The following is an 18163-nucleotide window of genomic DNA, read 5'->3' as shown; positions in this document are numbered from 1 at the left end:
TAAACTGTGGGACAGCAGTGGCCCATGCGCCGGCTTTTTTGTGTCCGCTGTTATTGGGTTTGATGATATTGGGTTAGAGACTATTGGTTTGCTGGTGGTTTGATATTGTTGCCACTGAATCCTGCCGTTATTACCGCACGGTCTTTGGGAGTGCGGCATAAGATCGTTGCGGCATCAGTCTTAACGGACAAAAGTAGTAATTTGGCGGAATTTTGATCAAACCTTGCTATCGTTAAATTAAAGAACACTGCTCAGTTGATACGCGCTCTGACTGCTGCAATAGCGCATGCTTCCCCTGAAGATGTTTGGCGGTTTTTGGGCTTGGTTGAGCATAGTGGGGTTTGGTTGAGCATGGTGGGGTTTGGTTGAGCATGGTGGGGTTTGGTTGAGCATGGTGGGGCTTGGTTAGACTTGGACGGAGGCAGGTTTCAGGCTGAGTGAGCAATCAGCAGGAGCAGGGCGATACGTCCGGACCTGGTCCAGTGCACTGACAGTGGGTTCTGTACTTTATAAAAGGCTGGCACATGAGCTATTCGTTTACAGATATCTTTGATATCCCAAGTCTGACCAGGTTGTGCGAAAGCTACACCGAAACGAATGGTGTTGTGACTGCGCTGCTTGATCTGCAGGGCAATGTACATATCAAAACCGGCTGGCAGGACATCTGTACCCAGTTTCATCGCGTAAACCCGACCTCAGCAAAACGCTGCACAGAAAGTGATACGCACCTGGCGGGTCAGCTTGCTGCGGGTAAAAAATACAATGTATACCGTTGCCAGAATGGTCTGGTCGATGTGGCTGTGCCTGTGTTTGTTGATGGGGAGCACGTGGCTAATTTTTTTACCGGTCAGTTTCTGTTTGAGGAGGCTGATCAGGAACACTTCCGCCGACAGGGGGAAACGCTTGGCTATGACCTGATTCCGTACATGGATGCACTCAACAGAGTGCCTGTTTTTAACGAAGAGGAAATCAGGAAGATAATCGATTTTCTGGTGTGTCTGGCGCAGATCATGGGGGAGATGGGTAAGTCCCGCCTGGATCTTCTTAATATGCAGAAACTGCAGCAGGAAAAAGTCATTGAGCTGGAAGGTATAAAAAATAAACTGGAAACCCTCGCGGCTGAGGATCCTTTAACGGGGCTTTATAATCGCCGCAGTTTTAATCGCAGGCTGAATGAGGAGTTTTCCAGGGCAAAACGCTACCGGCATGATCTGTCTGTCGCCATGATCGATGTCGATTTTTTTAAAGTTATTAATGATACCTACGGTCATGCGGCCGGTGATGAGATTCTGATTGCGGTCGCCAACACGTTAATGAAAAATGTCAGATCGTCAGATTTTGTTGCCCGCCTTGGCGGCGATGAATTCTGTATTATTTTTCCGGAAATGAGCAGTAAGAATTCTCTCGCTGTTCTGGAGAAAATACGCGCGCTGGTTCACCAGATAAAGATTCCGCAGACAGGAACTCTTCCCTCTCTCACCTGCAGTATTGGTCTGGCTCAGGTCCGGGCGGATTACACCAGTGCTGATATGCTGTTGATCAATGCTGACAAGGCGCTTTATCAATCCAAGTCTCAGGGACGGAACTGCTCAACCGAGTTTCTGGACACGGGGCAGATGGTTGATTGATGCGGGATGCGATTTGCCTTCAGGGAATAAGCGTGACGTGAATCGGGGATATGGGGGACGTGAATATGGGTGAGAGAATGGCAATCTGTGTGGGAATGAAAGCTCTGAAAGTCGGTCACTGAAAAAAGATCATATGGTCAAAAGAGACAGGGTTAAAAGCAGACAGGATTAAACGCAGGCAGGGCAATAAACAACGACAGAATAATAAAGGCCATCGGCAAAGCGCCACGACTATGCTGCCATAATCGTGGCGCTGCTGTTTACATCACGCGCATACCTGGCTGGGCGCCTTCGTGGGGTTCCAGCAGGAAGATATCTTCACCGCCAGGTCCGGCCGCCAGCACCATGCCTTCGGACATACCGAATTTCATCTTACGTGGTGCCAGATTGGCGACCATAACCGTCAGCTTGCCTTTCAGGTCTTCCGGTTTGTATGCCGCCTTAATACCAGAGAACACATTGCGGGTTTCACCGTTGCCGATATCCAGTGTCAGCTGCAGTAGTTTTTCTGCACCTTCAACGTGGTTGGCATCAACAATCTTCGCAATACGCAGGTCGACTTTAGCGAAGTCCGGGAACTCGATGGTGTCGGCGATTACTTCATTGCCGTCTTCACGAAGCTCTTTACCTTTCTGGCTTGCGCCGGGCCCTTTATTCTTCGATTTTTTAGCGTCTTTTTTCTCCGCGTTCTTAGCTGCAGGCTTTTCTTCTTTCTTACCATCCGGTGACGTACCGGTTTCTTTCGCCAGTTCGTCTTTGGTTTCTTCCAGAATGGCGGTCACTTTGTCCATTTCAGCACGTGGCAGCATCGGCTTGAACTTATTGATGCTGTGGCCGAGCAGAACGTCACGACGGGATTCCCAGTTGAGGTTATCCAGATTGAGGAATTCAGCAGTTTTTTCGGCAATTTCCGGCAGTACCGGCGCCAGATAGGTAATCAGCTGACGGAACAGGTTGATGGCCACAGAACAGACGTCCTGAACTTCCTGTTCACGACCTTCTTCTTTGTTCATCGCCCATGGGGCTTTTTCCTGAATGTATTCGTTGGCACGGTCAGCAAGGGCCATGATTTCTTTCATAGCACGGCCAAACTCGCGTTTCTCGTAGAAGTCCGCAATCTGATCGCCGGCGTTAATAAAGTCGGCCACCATGTCTGGTTCAGCACATTCGCTGGTCAGGGTACCCCCGGCTTTAAATACAAAGTTGGCGGTACGGCTGGCAATGTTCACCAGTTTATTCACCAGATCGGAGTTTACGCGCTGGACAAAGTCTTCCAGATTCAGGTCGAAGTCATCCACACCGGAACCCAGTTTGGCTGCGAAGTAGTAGCGCAGGTAAGTCGGGTTCAGATGGTTCAGATAGGTACGCGCTTTAATAAAAGTGCCACGGGACTTGGACATCTTGGCGCCATTCACTGTGACAAAACCATGCGCGTTGACTGCGGTCGGAGTGCGGTATTCTGCAGCGGTCAGCATGGATGGCCAGAACAGGGCGTGGAAGTTGATGATGTCTTTGCCGATAAAATGGTACAGCTCGGCGCTGGAATCTTTTTTCCAGAATTCGTCGAAGTCGATGTCGCCACGTTTATCGCACAGGTTTTTAAAGCTGGCCATGTAGCCGATGGGTGCGTCCAGCCAAACATAGAAATATTTGCCCGGAGCATCCGGAATTTCAAAACCGAAATACGGCGCATCACGGGAGATATCCCATTCCTGCAGACCGGAATCCAGCCATTCTGCCAGTTTGTTGGCTACGCCATCCTGCAGTGTGCCGGAGCGGGTCCACTGCTGCAGAAATTCCTGGAAATCCGGCAGTTTAAAGAAGTAGTGCTCGGATTCTTTTTCTACCGGGGTCGCACCGGAAATCACCGAGAACGGGTTTTTCAGTTCCGCCGGGGTGTAGGTCGCGCCACAGGCTTCGCAGTTGTCGCCGTACTGATCTCCGGCACCACAGTTCGGGCATTCGCCTTTGATGTAACGGTCGGCGAGGAACAGCTCTTTTACCGGATCGTACAGCTGCTTGATGCTGCGAACGGCAATAAAGCCTTTATCGCGGCAGGCTTTGTAGATCTCTTCTGAGAAGATACGGTTTTCTTCGCTGTGCGTGCTGTGGAAATTATCGAAGCCAATCTGGAAACCGGCGAAATCTTCCTCGTGTTCGGCTTTTACCCGGGCAATCTGTTGTTCCGGGGTCAGGCCTTCTTTTTCGGCGCGCAGCATGATGGCGGTGCCGTGGGCGTCGTCAGCGCAGACGTAGTGGCATTCGTTGCCACGCAGTTTCTGGAAGCGTACCCAGATGTCGGTCTGAATGTATTCCAGCAGGTGGCCAAGGTGAATGGAACCATTGGCATAGGGCAGGGCGCTGGTGACGAGGATCTTACGAGGGGTCTGTGCGGTCATGACAATTCGCTACGGTTGCTCATTTAAAGGGGCGGTATTGTAGCGGTTTGACCGGTTGTAAGCGACCTCCGCAGAACAGGACGACTGGGTAAAACCGGGTAAAATCTTGCAGACCATGCAACGGAACGCTGTGTATCGCGCAGGCGGCACTATCTGTGTTCGGTAACGGCATCGTCTTGCGTTAGTCTGAAGCCATTACATTTGTGCCAGCTTAATGGTCAGCCAGCCGGGACGCTATGACATAGCGATGGCATAACTTAGTCAAAACAACAGGAGTGACAAAGCCCGATGAAGATTCTGATTCTGGGAGCCGGTGGTATCGGCTGTTATTACGCAGCGCGTCTGATCAATGCTGGTCATGAGCTGGTTCTGACGGCACGGGGTGAGCACTTGCTCGCCCTGCAGACTCAGGGATTAGAAGTGACACACCCGGACTTTTCTTTTCAGGGTGGTGTTACGGCGATGGATACGGCGGGTCTGATGCAGAATTATCACTGCGCGGATTTTGATCTGATCATTGTGGCCTTTAAAGCAACGGCGACGGAGGCCGTGCTGACAGAGCTGGCCAGCTGGCTGAGCAGTGGAACAGGGCATAATAGCGTCCCTGTTCTGTCGCTGCAGAACGGCGTCAGTAACGAAGAGAAAATCGCTGCCTGTGTCGGCATGGAGCGTACGCTGGGCGGTCTGGCGGTGGAGATCGGCGGGCATATCAAACGTCCGGGGATTATCGAAGCAACTGGTGTGTCACGCATTGAAGCCGGTGCCTGGCCGAATGCGGAAAGTAACAGCGGCTGGCAGGAACGCCTGACGGAGTTTGCTGAACACTTCCGTGCTGCGGGCATACCATTTGAGATCAGTGATGATATCCGCCGTTTACTGTGGCGTAAGCTGATCATTAATAACGGCATGAATCCGATGTCGGCACTGACCGGTATGACGACTAAGAAGATGGTAAACAATCCAGTCTTTGGCCCGTTGATCCGGGAGATTATGCATGAGACCGTGCGGGCGGCTCAGCAGCTCGGGGTGAATCTGGTGGCGGAAGACGCTGAAGCTATGTTTCAGCTGATGCAGGGGTTTGACGACATTAAAACGTCGATGCTGGTGGATCGTATGAAAGGCAGGCCGCTGGAGTCAGATGAAATCTGTGGGCCGGTGATTGAGCGTTGCCGGCAGGCGGGTGAGCCCGCGGTGAGTACCGAACGGGTGCACGCGCTGCTGACTGCGAACCTGAACGCCGGGTTTTAATCCGGCGTTCCGTTCTTTTTCCTGTGCTTTCTTCCCGGCTTAATCCGGGAATTTGTACTTGGGATCCAGCGTAAACTTGGCAGCTTTCACCATGTTGTCTTTGATCTGCAGAATCTCGATGCGGTAACCGGCTACCGTAAGACACACCGGGTTTTCCGGAATGTGTTCAAGGATTTCCACGATCAGGCCGCTGATGGTTTTCGGACCATCAATCGGCAATGCCCATTTCAGTGCTTTATTTACTTCGCGTACATAGGCAGAACCATCCAGGATATAGCTGCCATCTTCCTGCGGATGAATATCCGGAGAGCTGGCTGCCATCACATCAGTGGTAAACTCACCGACGATTTCTTCCAGAATATCTTCCAGCGTACAGATGCCTTCCAGGTCACCGTATTCATCCACCACCAGGGCAATACGGCGCTTGTTCTTCTGGAAGTTAAACAGCTGGGTGTGCAGGGGGGTGCTTTCCGGAATGAAGTAGGGCTCACGGCAGATTTTTTCAATGTCCTGCTTGAGCATTTCACCGGAGGTCAGGAAGCGGCTGATATTGCGTGTATGCAGGATGCCGACAACGTTATTGATGTCACCACGGTACACCGGCATGCGGGTGTGTTGCGTGATACGCAGGTGCTGCATGATTTCTTCAATGTCATCTTCGAGGTCGATACCCACGATCTCGTTGCGCGGCACCATAATGTCGTTCACTGTCATCTTCTCGAGGTCGAGAATACTGATCAGCATGTGCTGGTGGCGCTTGGGAATCATGGTGCCGGCTTCACGCACAATGGTACGCAGCTCTTCTGTACTCAGGTTGTCCGGCGTGGCGTTGTTTACGTCGATGCGGATCAGTTTCAGCAGACCGTTGGCAATGGTGTTTACGAACCAAACGAAGGGGTGTAGCAACCACTGCAGACCCAGCAGGGCGCGGCTGGCGGGAAAGGCAATCTTCTCCGGCGCGATGGCGGCCAGTGTCTTCGGTGTTAATTCGGCGAAGATCAGTACGATCAGGGTGAACAGAATGGTGTTCACGAATACCGCCAGATCCGGATTATCCGGCCACAGGCGCTGGCTGATGATGGTGGCCAGAGCGGCAGCGGCGAAGTTAACCAGGTTGTTACCGGTAAGAATGGTGCCGATCAGGCGGTCGGGTTTTTCCAGCAGTTTAGAGGCACGGATAGCCCCTTTGTTTTTGCTTTTTGCCAGATGGCGCAACCGGTAGCGGTTCAGCGACATCATGCCGGTCTCCGAGCTGGAGAAAAATCCGGAGAGAATGATCAGAAGAGCGAGGATGCCGAATAGCACACTCAAGGGTACGTCGCTCAAAGACGGGATCCTTTAAAAACTAAGATCCCGCCATCATAGGGAGCATGGGGCTGCTGTCAACCACGGTTAAGGATGATTTCCAGAACAAACTTGGTACCGAAGTAAGACAGCACCAGAAATGCTGTGCCTGTCAGGGTCCAGCGACTGGCGACAATGCCGCGCCAGCCAAAGCGGTAACGGCCAATCAGCAGGATCGCAAACACCAGCCAGCCAATGGTCGCGAACACTACTTTGTGCACCAGATGCTGGGCCTGCAGGTCGGCAACATACGGCCAGCCAATGGCAAATGCTGCGGTCAGCAGAATCATGCCCAGCCAGATCATTTCAAACAGCAGCAGATCCATGGTCTGCAGTGGCGGCAGAGACTGAATCAGGCCTTTGGTCTGGTGCTTTTTCAGCGACAGATCCTGCAGGTACAGCAGAATGGACTGCACCGCGGCGATGATAAATACCGAGTAGGCGAGAATAGAAAGCAGAATATGCCAGGCCAGACCATAGCTCAGATTCGGCAATGGATAATACTGGGCGCTGAAGGTTGCGCACAGCAGCACCACCGCCGCCATCGGCAGCAGACCGATAAACAGGTTATCAACCGGCTTACGCCAGCTGGAAAAGATCAGCAGCAGGGTAATCACCCAGGCGATCAGGGAGCCCACTTCGAAAATGGCGAAATTGATATGCTCGCGCCCGAGCATGGTAATACCAATGGAGCCCAGATGAAGCAGGGCACCTACCATGGTGGTGGTGTGAACTACCAGCCGTCCCTGAGGTTTGCGCGCCGTTACCGTCTGCCATTGACGGAAGGCTGCATACAGATAGAAGACAACAGCAGGAAGGGCTAATGCAAATGCCAACATATAACGATTCCCCAACAGAAGTCCGGAGTTTCGCACAACCTTAGTGCGGGTAAAAGGCTGATTGTCATTATCTGTGTCGGTTCTGCTGTGGTGAAATGCCGCCACTGGATTTGGGGCATGGCGGCGCTCAGGTTATACTGGCGCGAATTTTGACGGCTTTGAGTTATTTCTGATGTTTGACAGCCTTTCCGATCGCCTTGGCAGTGCCTTAAAAAGTATCACCGGCCAGGCCAAGCTGACCGAAGACAATATTAAAAGCACAGTGCGTGAAGTGCGTATGGCGCTGCTGGAGGCTGATGTAGCCCTGCCAGTGGTGAAGGCCTTCACCGATCAGGTGAAAGAACGCGCCATCGGTACCGAAGTGCTGAAGAGCCTGAATCCGGGACAGGTCTTCCTTAAGATCGTTCACGATGAACTGCAGAGTGTGATGGGTGAGGCCAATGAAGGCCTGAACCTGGCAACTCAGCCACCGGCCATTGTGCTGATGGCCGGTCTGCAGGGTGCCGGTAAAACCACCACCGTGGGCAAGCTGGCCAAGTATCTGCACGAACGTGAGAAGAAAAAGGTGATGGTGGTGTCCGCTGACGTTTATCGTCCGGCGGCGATCAAACAGCTGGAAACCCTGGCCGGTGAAGTAGGTGCACTGTTCCATCCGTCAACCGGTGATCAGAAGCCGCTCGACATCGCTAACGGTGCCATTGATGCGGCGAAACGTGCTGGTGCGGATGTGCTGCTGGTGGATACCGCCGGTCGTCTGGCTGTTGATGAAGCCATGATGGAAGAAATCAAGGCGCTGCATGCAGGGATCAACCCGATTGAAACCCTGTTTGTGGTTGATGCCATGACAGGTCAGGATGCGGCGAACACAGCCAAAGCGTTCAACGATGCGCTGCCGCTGACCGGTGTCGTGCTGACGAAAGCCGATGGTGATGCCCGTGGTGGTGCGGCCCTGTCTGTGCGCCATATTACCGGCAAGCCAATCAAATTTATGGGTATGGGTGAAAAGACCGATGCTCTGGAACCTTTCCACCCGGATCGTGTGGCGTCCCGTATTCTGGACCTCGGTGATATTCTCACTCTGGTTGAAGAAGCCGAACGTACCATTGATAAGAAGAAAGCCGATAAACTGGCAGCCAAGATCAAGTCCGGTAAAGGCTTTGACCTGGAAGACTTCCTCGATCAGATTCATCAGATGAAGAAGATGGGCGGCCTGACATCCATGCTGGATAAGCTGCCGGGCATGGGGAACATGAGGCAGATGGCGAAACAGACTGAAGCGGCCGAAGGTCAGTTCAAGCAGATGGAAGCCATCATTTATTCCATGACCCGTGACGAACGCCACTTCCCGGACAAGATCAATGGTTCACGTAAGAAGCGTATTGCTGCCGGTTCCGGCACCCAGATTCAGGACGTGAACCGCGTGCTGAAGCAGCATAAGCAAATGCAGAAGATGATGAAAAAAGTCTCCGGCAAAGGCGGCATGAAAAAAATGATGCGCGCTATGGGCGGCGCTGGCGGTCCAGGTGGCCCTGGCGGTCCGTTCGGAGGTGGCGGTGGTCCTTTTGGTGGTGGCATGCCACCGATGCGCTGATCCGTCTGCCTGATCCAAAGTGTCACAGCTGCTCCGCTGTGACACTGACTCCACAGCTGTTTTCTTCCTGACTCAGGTCTTTCCGGCCTTTCTTTAAGCTTTCCTTTTAGTCGTTCTGTTTGTGCTCAGTCATCCGTTACTGGTAACGGATCCTCCATTCCGGGCTTCTGTTTCATCTCTGGCTTCTGTTTCATCTCTGGTTTCTGTTTCATCTCTGGTTTCTGTTTCATCTCTGGTTTCTGTTTCAGGGCCCCTTAAATTCCTATGCCACAGCCAGTGTCTCTCAATCCTCCAGGTGGGTGAGGTGTGTCGCACTTCTGATTCGTACTTTTGATACGTACATTTGTTTCGTATTTCTGGTTATTGAGAGGGCAAACTTCTGCTTTTTGTTGAAATTGTCAACAATCGCCCGGCGCATTGTAAAGGCAGGGCATTGCCGGTTGTCTCGAGCAGGTCGGGTGATATAGCCTGAAGCGGCATATTTTGACTATATGATCAGGATTTTAATGACAAATTTCCGTTTAACAGAGTATTTGTCAGACCAGTAATTACCTGATTTCGCAGATATTTATCGGATTGTGGCGGCAAATAGCTGAACCATGGTTCCAAATTTCAGGATATCCCATAGTATTGGTAAGTGTTTTACCGGACGTAAAAAGTCTACCCCCTGAGGGATATAGGTTTGCTTTTCGGGCTGCTTAACAATGCGCCACTAATTTTAACAACGACTTCTGGAGTAGATATGAACCGGGGCATCAGAGCGCTTTTCAGTGGGATTTGCCTGGCGGCATGTGTGATGAATTCTGTACATGCTGAGCAGACAGTGCGCGTGCTCAACTGGGGTGACTATATCGATCCTGAAGTAATTACTGAATTTGAAACCGAAAACAACGTCACCGTTGATTACGTCACCTATGACAACGTCGATGAATTCAGTACCAAACTGTTTAATCCGCAAAATCATTATGATGTGATTTTCCCGGCATCCCGGGTTATTCAGCGTCTGTCTGAAGCCAAGCTGATCCGCGCGCTGGACGTCAACAAGCTGCCGGATTACAAGGGGCTGCGTGATGACGTAATGGCCATGTATCTGGATCAGGACAGCGAAGACGGTCTGCACGGCATTCCGTATATGTGGGGTACGACGGGTTTAGGTATTAACAGAGCCGCCCTGCGTAAAGCCGGTATACCGGAAGACAAACTCGGTTCCTGGGGGATGATGTTTGATCCTGAACTGCGTAAAAAAACCGCAAGCTGCGGTATTGCGTTGCTGAACGAGCGGGATGAGTTGTTTGCCGGCGCACTGTTCTATCTTGGTTATTCCATTAATACGACTGATCAGGCGCAGATCGATCAGGCTGGTGAGTTGCTCAAGGAAACACTGGCAGATGTGAAGTATCTGCATACCACCCAGTACCGTCCGGATCTTCATGATCACAAGGTGTGTCTGGTGGTGGGTTACTCCGGTGATATTCTGGCGGAGACCGATGGCGACGACGATCTGGACTACATTATTCCGGATGAGGGCGCATCTCTGTGGGTTGACGTCATGTCTGTGCCAACCAATTCAGAAAACCCGGATCTGGCCTATGCCTTTATCCGTTTTATGATGAAATCACAGATCGCAGCGCGCAATTCCAACTACCTGGCTTATCCAACGGCGATGGAAACCGCACTGCCATTTGTTGATCAGGAAGTACTTGATCGCCCGGTGGTGTACCCGACGGTGGATGTGTTGAATAAGCTCGAAGCGATGAAACCTTTGGATAAAAAAATTAATAAACGTATGCATCGCCTGTGGGTGAAAGCCATGTGTACCGGACGCAGCTGGTGCTCCGTGCCAATGACTTCGTTTTTCTGATTTATCAGGCCTGCTTACTTTCCTTCTCAGCACCCGCTGAATAAACCGGCGCCAGGGATGGCAATGGTTTTGCAACACCTCTGCAGTTGAAACCAAAGAAATCAACCGGAGGTAGCCTATGGCCCTGTTCTGTGCGGCTTATATCCCTGATCAGACTCTGAAAGAATGTCAGTTTGTCAGCCTTCTGACAAAGGTTGCGGCAAAGCTGACACGTGCCCGTGCACACACTCAGGATCAGCCGGATATCGATATCTGCTTTTTATTGCCTTTCGGTGCTGAGCGCCCGGACTTCCGCGGCATGCGTTTTCATTCCTGGCAGCAGCGGCAGTCAACGCTGAAAATCGAGGCCGCAGTCCCGGAGCATATGCTTAATTCCCGTCACACCGAATCCTACATTATCGCTGCGATCGAAGACGCAGTAGACAACGCCGCCGATTTTTTTGGTGAAATTAAACTGCCTTTTAATTCACAGGCTTTTCATAGTCAGATTCAGGCGACCCGCGCCTGATACATGAGTGGAGAAAATAATATGACTGCGATTAAAACCCTCGATTGCGCTGAAGCGCAGACGTTTCTGGCTCAAGATGACGTACTGATCCTGGACTGCCGTGATGTGAAAGACTATCAGGCCGGTCATATGGATGGGGCACTGCATGCTCATGACGGACTGGTGGAAAGCCTGATAATGAAAGGCGACAAAGCCCGGAAAATATTAATTTATTGTTACAGTGGCCACCGCAGCGAACATCTCACAGAATTTTTCACCGGATTCGGCTTTACTGATACGGTGAATCTGGCCGGTGGCTACACTGGCTGGCTTGCTGCGCAGGAAAGTCCTGTTCTCTAGCGGCCGGTTCAGCTGTTTTCAACTGAATGGAGCCAGGTACAGTGCAGACTGTAGGCAGGCGGGGTGAGTACTCCGCCTTTTTTAACCACACAGGCATTCTTAAACAATCTGGCCACGAAGCAGGAGCTAAGCCATGGATACGCCAGCAGGGCAGGAGCAGACAATCAACAGCGGTAATATCTGGGCGCTGGATAAGCACCAGAGCATCAAGCACGTGCTGCTGTTACTGGTTGAACAGCTGGGCAGGGACGCATTTGTGGTGGAAAGCCGCATCAATACAGATCAGCAGGCGATTTATATCTGTCAGCCCGATGAACCCGATGTGCGTGCGTATCTGTACACCACAGGGCAGGCAGAAGAGCACTACGGCGTGCATCTGGAGTATCCTCTGTTGTCTGAAGCAAATCCGATTTATGACGCGTTTGAAAATGTCAGTCTGGCATCACTGGCTGAAATTCTGGCTGTGCACTTTGGTGTAGCAGAAATCCATCCGCTGCCTGTTTTGCATTGAGGTTGTATTGCGGTTGTATTGGGGTTGTATATAGGGGGTATCGAGAGCCACTGAGAGCACTCCGCCGACCCGGCCCTGGCGGGCAGGAACCGGCGATCTGTCAGCGACCTGTTACTGAGTTCAATTCATCTGAGCCGCGCTGACGCCGTTGCCGTGTGCCGTCTGTTCATGCACGACGCTGCCATGTGCTTCAATGCCACGGAAACCACTGCAGCGGATAAACACATCGATGCTGGCGCTGACATTTTTATAGCGACAATATTTGGCAACCAGCTTTGCCAGGCCTTTAATATCCCGTCCGCAGGCATGGGGGAAAATATCCGCCAGCTGTGCGCAAAAAGCTGCAGATAAATTCAGCTGGAACTGTTCTGCCATCACCGACCAGATACGCTGACGGTCCTCCCGCCCCGGTGGATGGTATTTAATCAGGGCAATGCAGCGGCTGACGATGGCCTCATCGATATCGTTGACGCGGTTGGTGGTTAAAAACAGCAGGCCGTTAAAATACTCCAGCACCCGCAGAAAGACACCGACAACCGCATTCGCAGCGATATTGTCATCGCGGCGCTTGATGTACACATCAGCCTCATCAATCAGCATAACGGCCCCCCAGCGCTGTGCCCGGGTCAGGGTTTCCTTTAATGCCTGTTCCATTTCCATCACATTCAGACCAAGCTGCCCTGAGTGCACGCGATACAGTGGTCGCTGAATAATCTCGGCATACACTTCCGCCGTCAGCGTTTTACCGACACCGGCAGAGCCTGCGCACAACACGGTCGTGCCGCCGGATTTACCGGAGATAATGTCATCCATCAGCATATCCATTTCAGCGGTCAGAATATCAATTAAATCCGTGTGTTCTGCCGGTAACACCAGTTTGTCTTTTAATTCCGGCTGATATTGATAGCGCTGCATATCGTCAACATGCACCCAGAGATGGTGATGCAGCTCCAGATGAAACATCAGAATATAGCCATGGACCGGAACCTCGGTAAACATGGTGCTTTCCATATCACTGACCAGTTGTTCGGCGGCTTTTTCTACCTTTTCGTTGTAATTGGTACTGCGCCCGGCTTTTCGCAGATATTTACTCAAAACCTGTCCCGGCAGCTGCAGGGTTAATTCACGGTTCTGCAGAATGGTTTCGTCGTTGACCAGACGCGCCTTATCACCGGAAGACGACAGCACTACGCGGCTTTTTCTGCTCCAGTCTGTGGTGCGATGTGAAGCGCTGGTATCTTCGGCATAAATTCCCGTGCCCTGAGCGACAAACTGTTCACCGTCTTCACTGCGCCAGCTGAAGTAGCGCTCATTGGATTCTTCGTACTGTGCCAGCAGGTCGGCGGTCTCTTTCAGGTAGCCTTTGGCAATAAGAATTTCAGCCAGCGTTTTCTCTTTGATGTCCCGTTCCAGAATGGTCATGGTCTGTACGGCCACTTTGGCCATGGCGTTGGCTTTCAGCTCGACCAGAACACGTCCGGTTTCTTCTTCTCCGGGTGGTGTGTAATCAATACGGGTGACCAGCCAGGGCAAAGGTTTGCCTTCGCTGTTCACTTTAAACAGCCAGCCTTTTTGCGTTTTGTCGCTCAGATAGGCAACAATTTCCGGCAGTAAAAATTCCAGCTCGCCTTCGTTAAAACGATGGCCGCTGTAATCGCTGGCCTGTAGCAAGGTTGCGACCAGTGCCGCCTGGGGAGCCATGGCTTTACCAGCGGACTGATACAGGCTGTGCAGGTGGGCGATATGTTGTCGGGCCAGCTGTTGGTAGGACACTTCGGCGCGGTTACCGAAACGAAGTTGCTCAGCCAGAAATGTCAGCTCAGCGAATTCGCTGATCATGGCCTCGACAAAGGATTTATCCAGAATAAATTTCATGCCGGCTCCGTAATTATTTGCGCTGTTTTAATAAGTATCGGTAGCCAGTTGCAAGACAGATACCAGCCATGATCGGCGGTTTGAGGCGTAAACAGGGGGGAATAGCCGGCATTTATGTCGAAAAGAAGACAGATACTGTAGTCCATGTACAATACCTGACAGAACAACCAGGGCAGCGATGAGGGAAACTATGTGGCAGCAATATGAGATTCAGTTAAAACCGAAAAACCGGGGATTTCATCTTGTTACTGATGAGATCGTCAGCCAGCTTACAGGCCTGCAGACGATATCGGTGGGTCTGATGCATGTATTTATTCAGCATACATCGGCATCGCTGACCATTAATGAAAATGCTGATCCCACCGTACGCACCGATTTTGAATCCGTGTTTAACCGGCTGGTGAAGGAAAACGAGCCTTATTACCGCCACACCCTGGAGGGCAGCGACGATTTACCGGCGCATATCAAAGCCAGTCTGCTGGGCCCCTCAGTGACCATTCCGATCACGGACGGGCAATTGAATCTCGGTACCTGGCAGGGGATTTATCTTTGTGAACACCGTAATTACGGTGGCAGCCGTCGTCTGGTGATAACCCTTAACGGTGAATGACAGAACTGCTGTTAAAGCAGAGATGTTTATTTCGGCCGTGGACCGGGGCAGATAACATGCTCCGGTTTGAGGTGAAACATCTCCACTTCCGGGTTACTGAAAAATGCCATTTCCCACGGGTTTTTAGCGATAAAAAGTTCCTGGATCAGGCTGAACGCCGGATGTGAGCGGGGAATGTCATACACCTTTCCCTGAATAATACTGTAATTCCATTCCACCGCTTCTTCGAAGGTAAAAGTCGCCCGTGAATCAATGGCAAAAAAGCAGTTATTGTTGCGCTTCATCAGCTGCGATTTGAATGTCTGCGGGAAGGTAATAAAGAAAATATCGTCTTCCACGCTGGATAAAAACGCCATGACCGTGGTGTGTGGCTGCTCCTCCGCTGCAGTAATCAAAACGCCGATTTTATTGTCGTGCTCACTGTGATCGATGGCCGGTACTTCTGTCATCGGGGTCTCAGGCAGCGCAGAGGCTGAACGCAGATCCTGTGGGAACCGGTAGCCGGGCTGGCGGTATTCATACACCACGGAAATACCGTACATGACCTGAAATTCCCGCGGCATCAGACGAACTCTCTGCTTATCGATGCACTGGGCTACCTGACCTTTGTAAGAAAGACGGTAAACCTGCAGTTCAGCATCGTATTCTGATACGCCGGTGCGGTTATCCAGATGCAGCGTGATTCTGTCGCCTTGCTGCAGACCATGACCGCTGGGGGAATAAAGAGTAAGGCAGTCGTCTGCATGAATATCGACGATGCCGATATAAACGCTGTTATCGCGGGCGACGCCGGATTGATTGGTGGACGAAGCGTAGGCGGCGGCGACGCCCAATACCTGATGACCCAGATAATCCAGAAGACTCATATATTCCCTGTAACTGATCATTGTTGCCGATGAATATATCAGTGTAGACCGCTAAACCCACTGTGCGGAAAATTTAACACGCTGCGGCTGAGCGACGGTGATGCCGGTTAATGACAGGTCGCTGTTGGGCTTCCGTTGCTGTGCCTGTTTCTGCGATCATGTCCCGCCGGTGACACGTTTGTTTCTGGTTGCTGGTTCCGGTTTATTGTTTATAGTTTCTGACTGAGTTTTTCTATGATTGTCCGAGATCGCCCGGGGGCGCTGACCCTGATGTTTGTGGTGCGCGGCACCATTCTGACTGCGGTATACCCGCAGCTGCTGATATTGCTGCTGTTCGCCTTGCTGATTCAGGCGGTACATGAATGGCAATGGTTGGTGATACCGGAATTTTCCTCGTCTCCCTTTGCTTTGCTTGGCGTTGCCATGTCGATCTTTCTCGGCTTTCGCAATAACGCCGCTTATGAGCGCTGGTGGGAAGGGCGCATGCAGTGGGGACGGATTATCGATCAGGTGCGCAGTATTGCGCGCAGCAGCGAAACCCTGCTGGCGGATCATCCGGCCCGACGTCAGCTGCTGGCACTGGTTGCCGGGCATTTTCACGCACTGCGCGGCAGGCTGCGCAAAGAAGATGTTCACGCGGATCTGCAGCGCTGGCTTGGCGATGATCTGGCGGAGCAGGCGATAAGTCATGGTAACGCGGCGGATTACTGTCTGCGTGAAGCAGGGCGTTTGCTGGGTTCCCTGTATCGTGATGGTGCTCTGGATACGGTTGGTGTGCAGATGCTCGACCGCCAGCTGGCGGAGCTGGCAAAAGTGCAGGCGGCCTGCGAACGACTGGCGAGCACCCGCATGCCGTTTGCTTATACCGTCCTGACGCACCGGGTAGCTTATCTGTATTGCTATCTTCTGCCGTTTGGGCTGGTGGGGCCTCTGGGCTGGCTGGCTCCGGTATTTACGGTATTGTTGGGCTACACCTTTTTCGGTCTGGACGCATTGTCGGAACAGCTGGAAGAACCTTTTGGCCGCGAAGCCAATGATCTGCCTCTGGAAGCACTGTGCCGCGTTAATGAGATTTCCATTGCCGAATCATTTGGCGATGCTGTGCCGGATGAACTGCAGCCGGATCATTTTATTCTGCACTGATGTCGGTGTTTTTCAGCCATAAAAAAACGGCGGAGCCTTTAGCACGTTTAGCAGGCGCCGCCGTTTTTTGCTTTTCAGCGCTACTTTTTTTAAGTTGGTCAGCTTAAATAACAGCAGCGCTTTTCGTTACTCACACCAGTTCTCCCGTTAATTACACCAGCGCTTTGAGAGCTTCTTTGCTGTAATCATCCAGTTCGTCATAACGGCCCTGTTTGATTTTCAGCACCCATTGCGGGTCCTGCAGCAGAGCGCGGCCAATGGCGACCATATCAAATTCACCTTCTGCCATGCGCTTGCCCAGTTCATCAATGGAAGCGGTCGCAACATTGGAGGAATCCACCATGTCGCGCTTGTCTTCATCGATAAAGCTGGCATTGAGGCCAACGCTGCCGACGGTGATAACGGGTTTGCCGGTGAGTTTTTTCGTCCAGCCGGCCAGATTCAGATCCGAACCTTCAAACTCAGGCTCCCAGAAACGTCGTGTTGAACAGTGGAAAATATCCACGCCGGCGTTTACCAGAGGTTTCAGGAAGGCATCCAGTTCTTCGGGGGTTTCGCACAGACGGGCGTTGTAGTCCTGCTGTTTCCATTGTGAAAAACGGAAAATAATCGGGTAATCCGCACCAACGCGTTCACGGATAGCGGCAACAATCTCACAGGCAAAGCGGGTACGGCCGACCATATCGCCGCCGTATTCGTCATCACGCTGATTACTGCCTTCCCAGAAGAACTGATCCACCAGATAGCCATGGGCACCGTGAACCTCAACGGCGTCAAAACCGATGCGTTTGGAATCTTCTGCGGCCTGTGCAAATGCTTCGATGACTTCGTGAATATCATCAATGCTCATGGCAACACCGTTTTCAACACCCGGGCGAATCAGGCCGGATGGACTGTAACCCGGAACTGACGGATCAGGATCGGCACCGGTATTTTCTTTACGGATGGCACCCACATGCCACAGCTGAGGTGCAATTTTTCCGCCTTTGGCATGTACCGCATCGACGACTTTTTTCCAGCCAGCGAGGGCTTCTTCGCCATAGATAAACGGCACGCGCGGGTAGCCGTTTGAGGCTTTGTGATTAATGCAGGTGCCTTCGGTAATGATCAGGCCAACTTCATTTTCTGCACGGCGGGCGTAGTAAGCAGTCACCAGATCATTGGGCACGTTGCCCGGAGAAAAAGTACGTGTCATCGGTGCCATGGCGATGCGGTTTTTCAGATGCAGAGGTCCGAGATCGATGGGTTCAAATAAAGCACTGACCGCCTGGTGAATATCACTCATATTATTATCCTGTTCGTGGGTTAGTTATATATGTTGGTTATTTACGCTGATTGTTGGGGTTGTTTGATTCAGTTGTTCTGTTGAGTTGTATTGCTGACGTTTATTGCAGATCAACG

General features: G+C 51.8%; 15 protein-coding genes. 9 read left to right on the top strand and 6 right to left on the bottom strand.

Annotated features, from left to right (window positions below; translation table 11 throughout):
- Positions 1–524 precede the first annotated feature (524 nt).
- Complete coding sequence (locus tag B2Z72_RS16545) at positions 525–1628, top strand: diguanylate cyclase (protein WP_296986117.1); 1104 nt, start codon at positions 525–527, stop codon at positions 1626–1628.
- Between the two features lie 260 nt (positions 1629–1888).
- Here the strand turns inward: B2Z72_RS16545 and metG are convergent, their stop codons facing one another.
- Entirely contained in the window at positions 1889–4027 is a 2139-nt protein-coding gene (gene metG, locus B2Z72_RS16540) for a methionine--tRNA ligase (protein ID WP_296986115.1), read from the bottom strand.
- A 288-nt stretch (positions 4028–4315) separates the two neighbouring features.
- Between metG and B2Z72_RS16535 the strand changes: the two genes are divergently transcribed.
- Positions 4316–5275 carry a ketopantoate reductase family protein gene (locus B2Z72_RS16535; protein WP_296986114.1) on the top strand — a complete coding sequence of 320 codons (960 nt, stop codon included), beginning with the start codon at positions 4316–4318 and terminating at the stop codon, positions 5273–5275.
- 39 nt (positions 5276–5314) lie between these two features.
- On the opposite strand, the gene B2Z72_RS16530 is transcribed toward B2Z72_RS16535, so the two are convergent.
- Together B2Z72_RS16530 and B2Z72_RS16525 are read right to left on the bottom strand one after the other, a co-directional pair.
- On the bottom strand, positions 5315–6601 hold the full coding sequence (locus B2Z72_RS16530; protein WP_297005321.1) for an HlyC/CorC family transporter: 1287 nt from the start codon (positions 6599–6601) through the stop codon (positions 5315–5317).
- Positions 6602–6657: 56 nt separating this feature from the next.
- Positions 6658–7458 (bottom strand): cytochrome C assembly family protein, encoded by an 801-nt coding sequence (locus B2Z72_RS16525; protein WP_296984509.1) that lies wholly within the window; start codon positions 7456–7458, stop codon positions 6658–6660.
- A 172-nt stretch (positions 7459–7630) separates the two neighbouring features.
- Between B2Z72_RS16525 and ffh the strand changes: the two genes are divergently transcribed.
- From ffh to B2Z72_RS16500, 5 genes are all read left to right on the top strand, one after another.
- Positions 7631–9049: a signal recognition particle protein gene (ffh, locus tag B2Z72_RS16520; RefSeq protein WP_296984507.1), complete on the top strand. Its 1419-nt coding sequence runs from the start codon at positions 7631–7633 to the stop codon at positions 9047–9049.
- A 796-nt stretch (positions 9050–9845) separates the two neighbouring features.
- Positions 9846–10910, top strand: a complete 1065-nt coding sequence (locus tag B2Z72_RS16515) for an extracellular solute-binding protein (protein ID WP_296984505.1) — start codon at positions 9846–9848, stop codon at positions 10908–10910.
- Between the two features lie 118 nt (positions 10911–11028).
- On the top strand, positions 11029–11418 hold the full coding sequence (locus tag B2Z72_RS16510; protein WP_296984503.1) for a hypothetical protein: 390 nt from the start codon (positions 11029–11031) through the stop codon (positions 11416–11418).
- Positions 11419–11439: 21 nt separating this feature from the next.
- Positions 11440–11757 carry a rhodanese-like domain-containing protein gene (locus tag B2Z72_RS16505; RefSeq protein WP_296984501.1) on the top strand — a complete coding sequence of 106 codons (318 nt, stop codon included), beginning with the start codon at positions 11440–11442 and terminating at the stop codon, positions 11755–11757.
- A 133-nt stretch (positions 11758–11890) separates the two neighbouring features.
- Complete coding sequence (locus B2Z72_RS16500; RefSeq protein WP_296980130.1) at positions 11891–12268, top strand: hypothetical protein; 378 nt, start codon at positions 11891–11893, stop codon at positions 12266–12268.
- 120 nt (positions 12269–12388) lie between these two features.
- Here B2Z72_RS16500 and B2Z72_RS16495 read toward each other — a convergent pair whose 3' ends face one another.
- On the bottom strand, positions 12389–14143 hold the full coding sequence (locus tag B2Z72_RS16495; RefSeq protein ID WP_296980129.1) for an AAA family ATPase: 1755 nt from the start codon (positions 14141–14143) through the stop codon (positions 12389–12391).
- A 190-nt stretch (positions 14144–14333) separates the two neighbouring features.
- Between B2Z72_RS16495 and B2Z72_RS16490 the strand changes: the two genes are divergently transcribed.
- Positions 14334–14753, top strand: a complete 420-nt coding sequence (locus B2Z72_RS16490; protein WP_296980127.1) for a secondary thiamine-phosphate synthase enzyme YjbQ — start codon at positions 14334–14336, stop codon at positions 14751–14753.
- A gap of 26 nt (positions 14754–14779) precedes the next feature.
- Here the strand turns inward: B2Z72_RS16490 and B2Z72_RS16485 are convergent, their stop codons facing one another.
- Positions 14780–15619, bottom strand: a complete 840-nt coding sequence (locus tag B2Z72_RS16485) for a hypothetical protein (protein ID WP_296980126.1) — start codon at positions 15617–15619, stop codon at positions 14780–14782.
- Positions 15620–15853: 234 nt separating this feature from the next.
- Between B2Z72_RS16485 and B2Z72_RS16480 the strand changes: the two genes are divergently transcribed.
- Positions 15854–16762 carry a bestrophin family protein gene (locus B2Z72_RS16480; protein ID WP_296980124.1) on the top strand — a complete coding sequence of 303 codons (909 nt, stop codon included), beginning with the start codon at positions 15854–15856 and terminating at the stop codon, positions 16760–16762.
- 151 nt (positions 16763–16913) lie between these two features.
- Here the strand turns inward: B2Z72_RS16480 and B2Z72_RS16475 are convergent, their stop codons facing one another.
- Positions 16914–18038: an NADH:flavin oxidoreductase gene (locus B2Z72_RS16475; protein ID WP_414716346.1), complete on the bottom strand. Its 1125-nt coding sequence runs from the start codon at positions 18036–18038 to the stop codon at positions 16914–16916.
- Positions 18039–18163: the final 125 nt, after the last annotated feature.

Origin of the sequence: Thalassolituus sp. UBA6592, from assembly GCF_002433655.1 — a bacterium.
Lineage (GTDB): Bacteria > Pseudomonadota > Gammaproteobacteria > Pseudomonadales > Oceanobacteraceae > Venatoribacter.
Note: the sequence above shows the minus strand (reverse complement) of the source record. Positions and strands in the feature narration are given on the sequence as shown.

Excerpts from the sequence above, each read along its gene's own strand:
- B2Z72_RS16545 (WP_296986117.1), top strand. The coding sequence starts at position 525 with ATGAGCTATTCGTTTACAGATATCTTTGATATCCCAAGTCTGACCAGG.
- B2Z72_RS16480 (WP_296980124.1), top strand. The coding sequence starts at position 15,854 with ATGATTGTCCGAGATCGCCCGGGGGCGCTGACCCTGATGTTTGTGGTG.
- ffh (WP_296984507.1), top strand. The coding sequence starts at position 7,631 with ATGTTTGACAGCCTTTCCGATCGCCTTGGCAGTGCCTTAAAAAGTATC.
- B2Z72_RS16505 (WP_296984501.1), top strand. The coding sequence starts at position 11,440 with ATGACTGCGATTAAAACCCTCGATTGCGCTGAAGCGCAGACGTTTCTG.
- B2Z72_RS16525 (WP_296984509.1), bottom strand. The coding sequence starts at position 7,458 with ATGTTGGCATTTGCATTAGCCCTTCCTGCTGTTGTCTTCTATCTGTAT.
- B2Z72_RS16495 (WP_296980129.1), bottom strand. The coding sequence starts at position 14,143 with ATGAAATTTATTCTGGATAAATCCTTTGTCGAGGCCATGATCAGCGAA.
- B2Z72_RS16510 (WP_296984503.1), top strand. The coding sequence starts at position 11,029 with ATGGCCCTGTTCTGTGCGGCTTATATCCCTGATCAGACTCTGAAAGAA.
- metG (WP_296986115.1), bottom strand. The coding sequence starts at position 4,027 with ATGACCGCACAGACCCCTCGTAAGATCCTCGTCACCAGCGCCCTGCCC.
- B2Z72_RS16515 (WP_296984505.1), top strand. The coding sequence starts at position 9,846 with ATGAATTCTGTACATGCTGAGCAGACAGTGCGCGTGCTCAACTGGGGT.
- B2Z72_RS16490 (WP_296980127.1), top strand. The coding sequence starts at position 14,334 with ATGTGGCAGCAATATGAGATTCAGTTAAAACCGAAAAACCGGGGATTT.
- B2Z72_RS16535 (WP_296986114.1), top strand. The coding sequence starts at position 4,316 with ATGAAGATTCTGATTCTGGGAGCCGGTGGTATCGGCTGTTATTACGCA.
- B2Z72_RS16500 (WP_296980130.1), top strand. The coding sequence starts at position 11,891 with ATGGATACGCCAGCAGGGCAGGAGCAGACAATCAACAGCGGTAATATC.
- B2Z72_RS16485 (WP_296980126.1), bottom strand. The coding sequence starts at position 15,619 with ATGAGTCTTCTGGATTATCTGGGTCATCAGGTATTGGGCGTCGCCGCC.